The 6,724-nt window shown below is 57.4% G+C and carries 4 protein-coding genes; all 4 read right to left on the reverse strand.

Annotation, left to right across the window (positions count from 1 at the left end):
* Positions 1-136 precede the first annotated feature (136 nt).
* On the reverse strand, positions 137-517 hold the full coding sequence (locus tag VJ464_30695; protein ID HKQ09530.1) for a hypothetical protein: 381 nt from the start codon (positions 515-517) through the stop codon (positions 137-139).
* Between the two features lie 13 nt (positions 518-530).
* Complete coding sequence (locus tag VJ464_30700) at positions 531-3,743, reverse strand: hypothetical protein (GenBank protein ID HKQ09531.1); 3,213 nt, start codon at positions 3,741-3,743, stop codon at positions 531-533.
* A gap of 195 nt (positions 3,744-3,938) precedes the next feature.
* Positions 3,939-4,274, reverse strand: coding sequence for a hypothetical protein (locus tag VJ464_30705; GenBank protein ID HKQ09532.1), 336 nt, complete (start codon positions 4,272-4,274; stop codon positions 3,939-3,941).
* A gap of 124 nt (positions 4,275-4,398) precedes the next feature.
* Positions 4,399-6,724, reverse strand: a 2,326-nt coding sequence (locus tag VJ464_30710; GenBank protein HKQ09533.1) for a hypothetical protein, incomplete at its 5' end; no start/stop codon positions are given.

Genomic DNA, 6,724 nt, shown 5'->3' on the forward strand with positions numbered 1-6,724 from the left:
CGAATTTTGCACAATTTTCGTCATGATCCTCGAACGTATATGCAACACTTACAGCGCGTGCGCTTCGGCTTTGAAGGCAGTTTGAGGCGGGTTCAAAGAGCAAATAATCAGTTTTCAAAGAGCCGCTATTGTCTGGTCACTTTTCAGGCTGCGCTGGCGGTTTCTTGAGCGTGAAATAAATCCGGCCCTGCTGCTCTTCGATATGCCTCTCATACCTGTTGGGATCGAGCTTTTGACTCTTCAAAAAATCATCCAGCAGCGGCTGAAGCATTTCGCCGAGTCTTTCTGCTCGGTTCTCTTCAAGCTGCGCCTCCAGTCTTTTCGCGGCGGCGCGTTGGCGCGCGGCCTCTATCTGAGAGAGCCTGAGCGCATATTCCAATACTACTTCGCGCTTTGCCTCAACCGATTCCGGGAGCGCGGCTTCTGGGGCTGACGCGCTCGTCTGCGATGGCTGTGCCGGTTGCTGTGCCAAGCCAACAATAGAAAAAGCGAAGATAACTGCTAGAAGTTTTTTCATATCAAGGCCCTCCTTATGATGTCGGCGGTGAAACCTGGTAGTAGTGAATTGTTACTCGGACTCTGCCGGCGTTGGTGCCCGGCGTTGAATTCGGCGTAATGGTGACAGAGGTCGCCGATGCATAATATTTCGGCCCGATAGCCGTTCCCGGATCAGTCGAGTTCAAAGCGACGCTGACAGCCGCCGTGCTCCAGGTGTCGGTGCCAATCTTCACCGTGAACGTGCTCGCTGTTGGAATCGCAGTCGCCACGCGCACGCTTACCCCGAAGACGACAGCCCCGGCAGGAACCTGAATTGATGTTGTAGTAGTCGCCGCTGCGGCAACAGTCGTCAACTCGGTCAACGAGCGCATGGCTAGGTATTGCAGGTTCGCGCCGATGTTGGCCGCGAAATTTCCCTGCAAGTTAAAATTCTCGAAGTCACCTGTGGTCGAATCCCCTGCGGTGAAATGCAGGTTCGTGCCTACCTGAAACAGTTGCACCCCGCCGTCTTTGAAGACCGTAAACGGCGGCGTCGTGCCGGTGCCGGTGTGTCCCACGTTAATAGCCCCGTTGAAGGTGCCGTTCATGAATAAGTCAATGAAGCCGGCGTTGTCGGGATCTGAGCCGCTATAGGCGCGGAACCCTGCGAACGTGCCGCTATTGCTAATCACACCGACGTAGCTATCCCCCGTTGAAGCGTTCCTGAATAGCGTGCGGTTGCTGTTAGTCGCGTTGGCAAAGTCGCCGGTCATCCGTCGAGCATTGCCGCTAAAGATCAAGTTGCCTGTGAGGGTCTCGCCTGCGAAGGACGGCGAAGCTGTGGTTTTGACCGACTGGTCGAACCAATCATTGAGCGTAGGGTTGCCATTCAGTGTCACCGTTCGATCACTGTCGCCAGTCGTCACCGTTAGCGTGTGATTCGCCGTGTAGGTTGATCCGGGAACAATGCTCATTGTCTTCGTGCCGCCCGCATCGTTCACTTTGAGTGCGGCGTTGGCGAAGGTGAAAGAGTCACGCACCGTCCAGTTGCCTAAGAAAATTTGTTTGTCAGTAAATCCCCACAACCGAGTGTCGGTCGGAGGCGACGACCCGTCTGCCGTCGGCAGGCCGATCAGCGGGATACCGTAGCCCGTGGAAGGGTTCCAGGTGACGACACTGTTATCAATCACGTAGCTATTCGCGCCGCTCGTCGCCTGCATCGAGCTGCCCCAGAAGAAGTTGTTAACAGGGAAGGTCGCGTGGCCTGAGATCGCTTTGAATCGCACCCCTGTCTCGGCTTTGCCCGTAACGTTATAGAAGTTATTGTGGTCGGCATAGCTGAGGACGAGAACATTGCTACCCGTCGTAGCATCCAGCCGCCACGCCCCGCCGTTGAAGTTCCACTGCGCAACGTTGCCAGTAGCTCCCAAGCGGACTCCCGTCGCGTTGTTGTTGGTGGTGTTGATGAGGAGATTCTCAACAACCCCATTAATGCTGCCGTTCGTGAAGACAGTATCAGAGCCGAACGTAATGGTGGCATAGGCGTCGATGTCCAAGCCGACGCCTGTATTATTGACAATCTGGCAGTTCTTGATCGCCACACCCTGCGCGTGAATCGACTGGATACCGATCCCCGCGCTTGAGGCGCAATCAAACAGGATATTCTCGACACTCACCCCGCCAATCGGCCCGTTGATCTTCAACATCGGGGTGGCGGTGTTACTTGAGCCCGTCCAGGTGATTTTGACCGCCTGGCCGGTGGTCGTTGCCGTTAAGCGCGGCCCGCCCGCACCCACTAAGGACACCCCATGATAAGAGCTGATGGCCGTAGATGTGCCGTTGCCAATATTGAGGGTCGAAGAAATCGAATAGTTGCCGGGACGCACGTATACAATTCCACCGCCCGCCGCTGCGCAGGCATCAATGGCAGCCTGGATCGACGCATACGATGAGGCGTTGAATACCTGCCCTGCTTTGTCATAGACCGGTGCGGTCAGGTTGCTTGTGAATGTCTTCGCGCCCCCAATGCTGCTCTGCGCTGAAGTCAGGTCAACGAAGTTTTGTGTGGCGCTGCCCGTGCCGCCGTTGGCGATGCCGAGGATGCTTGTACCCACCGCTCCGCTTTGTGATAGATCAATGGAGCCGAAGCCGATAGCCGGGCCGCTGCGTCGCAGTATATTAAAGTCGCTGCCTGCCACGATGTCCGCGACGTTGCCGGTCGTGTTGGCCGTGCGCCCGATCAACGACAGCCCCGCGGACTGCCGGAGCTTCGCGTCGCTCACCGCATTCGCCGCTATTGTCGTCACCACCGAAGCGCCCGGCGTGGTCACGTCGCCGGTGAGCGCCGGGAACTGCGCGGCCTGGAGTGTGCCGGAGACCTCCGAAGATAGGTTGACCGTCGAGGTGGAGAAAACGCCCGCGGTCAGGTGGACGACGCCGGTGCCGGTGGCCCGTTTCAGTGTCTTGCCACCGGTGCCGCTGAATAATGCGATCTCCGAATCAACGGAAGAAGATGTATTGGTGCTTGCGTCACCTTTGCTATTGATCTGTGTTTGAATCGGGTTCGTGACGCCACTCAAGTAGCCAAGCTCGGTGTTCGTTACCGACGATGCGGCAGTCTGCCCACTGCCGTTAGTGATCAGCGCACGGTTCGCTGTGTATGTGGGCAGGAATGAGCCGAGCGTAGCGCTATCGATCTCGATCTTCGCGATGCCGGGAGTTGTCTCAGCAGCTTTCAACCCGGACGTAAACCATAAGGTGCCTTCCTTGTTCGTCAGTGTCGTCGGCCCGGTGCCTGTTTGCACAGTCGCGCCCGTCGTCGGCACGGCGGCGACTGTTGCTTGGGCAGCGAGCGAGGCGCTTGATGCGCTAGGCACTGCAATAGCCACGCCACCAGGGACATTCCAGGGCGCAAGCACTGAATAAATGTAGACGGTAGAACCTTGCGGCAGTACGATGCCAGCATTGTTCTGCGCGTCGCGGATTACACCATCGGTCGCAATAGCGGTATTGCTAGGTACAAAAGCCCCGTTCCCCGCCGAGCCATTCAGGCTGAAATGAGTCGAGTCAACAACCGTAATCGTCCAGGTCGGGTTTAGCGGAGTGTTGTTGGCCACGATGTTGCCCTGCACACCGGAGACCGAGACCTTATCGCCGGTTTGCAGCGTTTCTGCTGCCGAGACCGTGATGACAATCGGGCTCGCATTGGTCGCGTTCGTGACGGTGAAGCTTGAGGTTGTATAGGTGAATGGCCCCTGCGAAATCAAGATGCCATTCCTACTAATTTTGCTCACTCTGAATTGCGCCCCAGCGGCGAGCGTGCCGTCTGGGTTGTAGGCTACACCCGCCAACGTACACGTCGCTGGCGCTTGCGCAAAGACAGAGCAGCACAGTAACAAAACCAGAATTAGCAAAACCGAACTCTGAACCTTTCGCATTGTTTTCCTCTTTATCCAATCAAACTAATTGGTCAAATCGTCCTCACGCCGGCCTGTGGCAAGTTCTTTTTCGGTGACGACGCCACAGGCGATGCCGCACTCGTGACAGAGGTACAAATAGGGCCGATGGGTTGTTGGGTAGTCCTTTACCAGCGGCGGCAGCGCGACGAATTCACCCTCGTCGCGTTCCGGGTCATCATCGGCACGCTTCGCCTGGCCGCGCTCGGCGAGGACTCCGGCCACCGGTACGCTGATGTGCTTGCCTTTCGGGTTCGTCTGTTTGCAGAAGGAGCATTGCCATGAGCCGTCGTGCGCCCTGGCTTCGTCGTGAAGCCTATCCGCCTGAATGATCTGCCGCATTAGCGCATGACGCTCCTCAACCGTTACAGCATCTTTGAGCTGCGCTATCGCTGCGGTCTTATGGCTTGCGGCCCTGTGATGCAGTTCGTCTCGCTTCGACAGATGTCGTCTCACGCCCTCACCCCTATTGCAGATTGAGAAAGCCGCCGCTGTCTTTGAGGTAGCTGCCGCCCTGGGTGCCGCTGATCGGCACGATGTCCGGCGTGCTGATGTAGGTCGGCACCGCGCCGGTGTTGAAGTTTTCAGTCTCATCGCCGCGCGGCGCAAACATCATCGGCTGCTGGCCACGCACCAGCATGAAATAGTCGTCGTAGACGTCCTGCGTGTTGCCGGTGATCTCGACGCCGAACTGATGGTTGGCGTAGTCCGTGCCGCCGGGCGTCGACGCCAGGTTCGGGCTGTTCTTCATCGAAATGACGGCCTCGAAAAGTTGGTAGCTGGTCGTCAGGTTGATGGTTTTATTGATCGTGTCGTTGATGTTGTCGATGATGACGTTGATCGCGCCCGACGCGGCGGAGAAGGCCGAAGTGACCGTCAGGTGAGTATTATCGGTAATGCTCTGTACGGTGCGCTTCTGGCTTGAAATGACGATCTGATCGCCGACCGAAACTTCTGAAAGGAAGAGTGTGCCGGAGCCGACGACCGCCGTGCTCGAGGTCGCATTCGCGGTGCCGGTGAGCGCCGCGCGCGAAAGGTTATAGAGGTGCAGCTTGACCGTGACGGTGATCGCCGATGCCGCGCGCAGCATGAAGGTGAGCGCGTAGGGCTGCCCGGCCTTAATGCGCCTCTTGACGTTTTGGATCAACAGCCAGGTCGAGTTGGCTTTCAGCCACAGCGAGTCCGTGCTCGACACGTAAGCAATTTCATTGGTGGTCGAGGTGATCACCTTGTAGCCCGTGCCGCCAATCGCTGGCAGCGGCGTCGTCAGGCCGTCCCATCGCGCCCAACTGTATTGCTGGTCATTGGTGTTATCGACAAGTAAGGCATCGCCGTTGCCGAGCAACTGGCCGGGACTCATCATCGTCGCGGCAACGTCGAGGACACGCACCCCATCCGTGGCCCCCATGATGTCTTTAGCCGTGTAGAGATTCAGCGCCGCCGAATCAGATGATTTGCTGCTGGTGCCTTTAGCGTTGGCTGCATAGAAATACGCATAGGTGTTCGTCGGGTTGGTAAAGCCGAACACCTGCTTGAGATCGTACAGCTTGATCCCGAAGGGTGTGTGGCCTTTACCCGGCCCGATGCGATAGCGAGCTGCCGCCTCGCTCGCCGCCCCCTGCACAGTCGCGCCCCCACTCGACATATAAGCAGCAAGATCGAAGTAGGTGCTGCTGCCGTTGTAGATGACAACCCATTTGTCAGTCGGCGTATTCCAGTTCGCTCCCACTATCAGCCCCTCGATGTGGACTCCCTGGCGCGCGATATAGACCAGAGTCGGGGTGCCGAGTGAGGAAGGCACCGCCGTATCCTGATCGACGGCTCCCGGCTCACCGGTTGTCAGGTTGTAGGTTGCCCCACTGGAGAATCCGCTCGCGCCGATGTCGTTTGTCCAGGTTGCATAGACGGTGATTGTCCCACCGGTCCCGAAGATGGCTTCCAAAGTCGCCCGATCAACAGTGACCGTATGGCCACCGCTCGGCGGCGCTTCAATCGCGCCGTTGGCTTCGGTCGCCGTGGAGGCGGTCAGATCAGCAGCGCTTACCCATAAGGTCGCCGTCGCGTGCGTACCGTTCGCGATATAAACGCTTGCCTTGCGCAGCTTGAGATTGCCCGATGTGGGTGCCGTTAAGACAATGCGCAGGCCGGCCTTTTTCAGTTTCTTGATAGTCGGAGTGGTCAGGCCGGATGGCGCTGCCGTGTCGTCGCCAAGCGGGTCAACTTCCCAGGTCGAGACGTTGAGAGCAGTTGCCGCCGATGCCGCACTGGAGCCGATCTCATTGGTGACATAGTTGTAAAACTCAATAGTTGTGGCGGTCGGATAAAGAGCAATGATGTCAGCCCGCTTCCAGTTGAAAGTGTCTTTGAAGTGCAGGCCATTATCGTTCTTGAACTCAGTGACGTTGTTGGTCGGTGTCGTGCCGTCGATGATATAGCCCAGCACCGTGCCACTGCCATTCTTCACCCGCGCGACAATCTCAACCTTCACGAGAACGGCAATCTGCGAAGTCGGGGCCTTTGTTTTAACTTTGATCTTCGCAGAGCTAGGAATCACTGTAGGCGCTGCCGGGATGGTCGGCACGGTGGTATCTTTTTCAACCGGGTCGGCTTTGAAATTGGCGAAGGGTAGAAGTGAAGAATCGGTCGATTTGAGGCTCGTACCTACGAGATTGGTTACATAGTAATACACCTTCAGGTTGCGATTCGTTGGCCCGCCAAAAGCGCTGATCATCTCATCAGCGCGCATCTGAAGCGTGTAGTGGCCGCTCGTGCCGATGTTGATCTTCGCCGTC

This window comes from Blastocatellia bacterium, assembly GCA_035275065.1.
Lineage (GTDB): Bacteria > Acidobacteriota > Blastocatellia > UBA7656 > UBA7656 > DATENM01.

Excerpts from the sequence above, each read along its gene's own strand:
- VJ464_30695 (HKQ09530.1), bottom strand. The coding sequence starts at position 517 with ATGAAAAAACTTCTAGCAGTTATCTTCGCTTTTTCTATTGTTGGCTTG.
- VJ464_30705 (HKQ09532.1), bottom strand. The coding sequence starts at position 4,274 with ATGCGGCAGATCATTCAGGCGGATAGGCTTCACGACGAAGCCAGGGCG.